The 3,712-nt window shown below is 77.8% G+C and carries 2 protein-coding genes; both read right to left on the bottom strand.

The features are described 5' to 3' along the window. Positions 1 to 1,124 (bottom strand): GAF domain-containing protein (locus SSOG_RS22535; protein ID WP_009716547.1); only part of this gene is annotated, 1,124 nt, incomplete at its 3' end. Between the two features lie 70 nt (positions 1,125 to 1,194). Continuing rightward, on the bottom strand, positions 1,195 to 3,712 hold a 2,518-nt coding region (cydC, locus tag SSOG_RS22530), incomplete at its 5' end, for a thiol reductant ABC exporter subunit CydC (protein WP_208867369.1).

Below are 3,712 nucleotides of genomic sequence, written 5' to 3'. Positions count from 1 at the left end.
CGCCGCGCGCTCTCCAGCAGCATCCCCGTCGCGAACAGCCGCTGGATGACGAGGTCGTGGAGATCGCGGGCGATCCGGTCCCGCTCCTCCAGCACCGCCAGCCGCTCCCGGTCGCGCTGCGCCTCGGCGAGCACCAGCGCGACCGCGGCCTGCGCCGCGAACTGGAGGGCGAGCCTGCGCTCGGTCGCGGTGAAGGGCCGGGCGCCCGGGTCGCGCGGGGTGGCCAGCACGCCCAGCACCCGGTCGCCACCGCTCAGCGGCAGCATCATGTTCGGCCCGTAACGGCCCAGGACCCCGGCGATCGGCCGGGGTTCGGCGGCCGGGTCGTCGACGAAGACCGGCTCCCCGGCCAGCAGGCGCGGCACGGCCGGGGACCCGGCCGGGACGACCGTGCCGAGCAGCGCGGCCCCCTCCGCAGGGTTCGCGGCGTCGACCGCCACGATCTCCAGCCCGCCGCCCTCCTCCGGCACCAGCACGAAGCCCGCCGCCGAACCGGCCAGCTGACGGGCCTTCTCCGCGACCACCACCAGGGCGTCCTCGGCGTCTCCGGACAGCAGGGAGTGGGTGACGGCCACCGAACCGTCGATCCACCGCTCGCGCTGCCGGGTCGCCTCATGGAAGCGGGCGTTGCCAATGGCGATGCCCGCCTCCGTCGCCAGCACCTTGACCATGTGCAGATCGGGCACGCTGAACTCCCCGCCGTCCCGTTTCTCGGCGAGGCACAGATGGCCGAAGACCTCGTCCCCCACCCGGATCGGCACCCCGAGGAAGGACCGCGGCAGCGGATCGGCCGACAGCAGCCCCGCCCCGGCGGACCGGGCGCTGACCAGCGAGCCGCACCGCTCCCGGTCCGCCTCGGTCACCCCGTACGAGATGACGTCGGCGAGCCCCTGCCCCGCCGCGTCGTATCCGCCGATCGCCGCGCACCGGGCGCCCGCCAGCTCGGCCGCGGTCTCGGCGATCCGGTCGAGGACCACGCGCAGCTCCAGGCCGGTGCCGATGGAGCGCATCGCCTCCAGCAGCCGCGGCACGCGCGCGGTCAGCTCGGTGGACAGCCCCTGGAGCCCTCGGGTCGCCTCCGCGGCGACGTCCAGGGGGTCCGGTGTCGGTACCGAGGCCGCCATGGTCCGAGCGTAATGAATGGCTTTTGCCCGGGAAAGCGGAGGTTTCCGCCGCCGGGAGGCGCCCCCGCCGTCAGACGGGGGCGCCCGGGCGCAGCGGCAGCGTCTCGTCCGCGCGCCCCGGCCCGGCCTCCGCGGCCTCGCGCTCCAGCATCCGGCCGAACGGCCCGTCCACCGCGGCCAGTTCCCCGTACGTACCGCGCTGTACGGCCCGGCCGCCGTCGAGCACGATCACCTCGTCGACCGCCTCCAGCCCCGCGAGGCGGTGGGTGATCAGCACGGTCGTACGGCCCCGGGTCGCCGTCAGCAGGTCGGCGGTCAGGGCGTCGGCCGTGGGCAGGTCCAGGTGCTCGGCGGGCTCGTCCAGCACCAGCACCGGGAAGTCCGCCAGCAGCGCACGGGCCAGCGCGAGCCGCTGCCGCTGGCCGCCGGAGAGCCGCGCGCCCAGCTCGCCGACGTGGGTGTCGAGCCCGTCCGGCAGCCCGTCCACCCACTCCAGCAGCCGGGCGGCGGCCAGCGCCGTGCGCAGCTCGTCGTCGCCCGCGCCGGGGCGCGCGAGCCGCAGGTTCTCCCGCAGCGAGCTGTCGAAGATGTGCGCGTCCTGGGCGCACAGCCCGACCAGCCGCCGCACCGCGTCCCCGTCCACGGCCGTCGCGTCCCGGCCCGCCAGGGTGTACGTACCGTCCTCGGCGTCCAGGAAGCGCAGCAGCACCTGTGCAAGGGTGGTCTTGCCGGAGCCGGACGGGCCGACGACCGCGATCCGGCGGCCCGGACGCAGCTCCAGGTCGAACCCGTCCAGCGCGCGGGTGCGCTGCCCCGCGTGGCGCGCCGACAGCCCGCGCACCACCAGCGGGAAGGCCGACTCGGGCGGTTCCTCGGTGCCGCCGTCCCGTACCGGAAGCGGCGCGTCGATCACCTCGTACACCCGCTCGGCGGCCCGCCGCACCCGCTGCCGGTGCTGCACCGCGAGCGGCAGCCCGGCGACCGCCTCGAAGGCGGCCAGCGGCGTCAGCACCACGACGGCCAGCCACACCCCGTGGATCCGCCCGTCGGCCACCGCCCCGACCCCGGTCCACGCCGCGACGGCCACTGTCAGACCGCACACGAGGGCGGACAGCCCGGCGCCCGCGCCGGTGGCGGCGGCGCCCCGCCTGGCGATCCGGGTGAGCACCCCGTCGGCCCGGCGCACCGCGTCCAGCCGACGCGGCAGCGCGCCCGCGACCGTCAGCTCTGCGGTCCCGGCCAGCAGATCCACCACCTGCGCCGACAGCGCGCCGCGCGCGGGCGACAGCCGACGCTCCGCGCGCCGGGCGAGCGCGCCCGACACGGCGGGCGCTCCGACCCCGGCCACCAGCAGCCCGACCGCGAGCACGGCCCCGGCCTCGGGCAGCACCCAGGCGGTGAACCCGACCGAGGCGGCGCTCACGACCAGCGCCGCGCCGACCGGCAGCAGCCAGCGCAGGAAGTAGTCCTGGACGGCGTCCACGTCGGCCACCAGCCGCGAGAGCAGATCCCCGCGCCGGGTCTCCCTGAGCCCCGCGGGCGCCAGCCGCTCCAGCCGCCGGTAGACGGCGACCCGCAGCTCGGCCAGCACCCGCAGCACCGCGTCGTGCGAGACCAGCCGCTCGGCGTAGCGGAAGACGGCCCGGCCGATCCCGAACGCCCGGGTCGCGGTGACCGCCACCATCAGATACAGCACCGGCGGCTCCTGGGACGCCCGCGAGATCAGCCACCCGGACACGGCCATCAGCCCCACGGCGCTGATGAGCGCGAGGCTCCCGAGCCCCAGCGCCAACAAGAACCGCCCCCGCCCCCCACGAGCGCCAGCCCGCACCCGTGCCAACACCCCAGCCGCATCCGCTGCCCCGGCACCGCGCGCCGCGGGGCGCCCAGGCGCGGCGGCCGCTGCGGCGGCCAAAGGCGCTTCGGTGCGCGCGGATCCGGCGACCCGTGCGGCGCCCTCGGCGCCACCGTCGCCCCCTGCTCGCCCGCGCGGGCTGTCCGAACCGGCCTCGCACTCACCGTCCGCCGCAGGGCTCCCCGGGCCAACGGGCCCCCTCCAGCCCGCGCCGGGCCGTTCCCCCGCACCGTCCGGACCGCCCTCCGCCGACTCCCACGGCGCCGCACCGCGCGTCTCACCACGCGCAGGCGCGTCCCCTGCCGCCACCACACCGCGCGCCTCGGCGCGCGCAGCTCCGGCCGCCCGTGCGGCGGACACGGCGGCCTCGGCGGCGGGCTCGGTCCGGCCCACACCCGGGTGGCCGCAGCTGGCCGCAGGCCCGGGTGGGCCTGCGGGCACCGACAGGGAGATGACGCGGTCGGCCAGCGGGAGCAGGGCCGGGCGGTGGACGACCAGGAGGACCGTGCGGCCCTCGGCCAGCCGCCGCACCGCGCCGACGACGGCCGCCTCCGTCGCGCCGTCGAGGTTCGCGGTGGGCTCGTCGAGCAGCAGCACCGGGCGGTCGTTCAGGAAGGCGCGGGCCAGGGCGATCCGCTGGCGCTGGCCCGCGGAGAGGCCCGCGCCCATCTCGCCGAGCCGGGTACCGGCCCCCTCGGGCAGCGCGGAGACGAAGCTGAGGGCGTCGGCCTGC

It is taken from the genome of Streptomyces himastatinicus ATCC 53653 (genome assembly GCF_000158915.1).
Taxonomy (GTDB): Bacteria; Actinomycetota; Actinomycetes; order Streptomycetales; family Streptomycetaceae; genus Streptomyces; species Streptomyces himastatinicus.
Note: the sequence above shows the minus strand (reverse complement) of the source record. Positions and strands in the feature narration are given on the sequence as shown.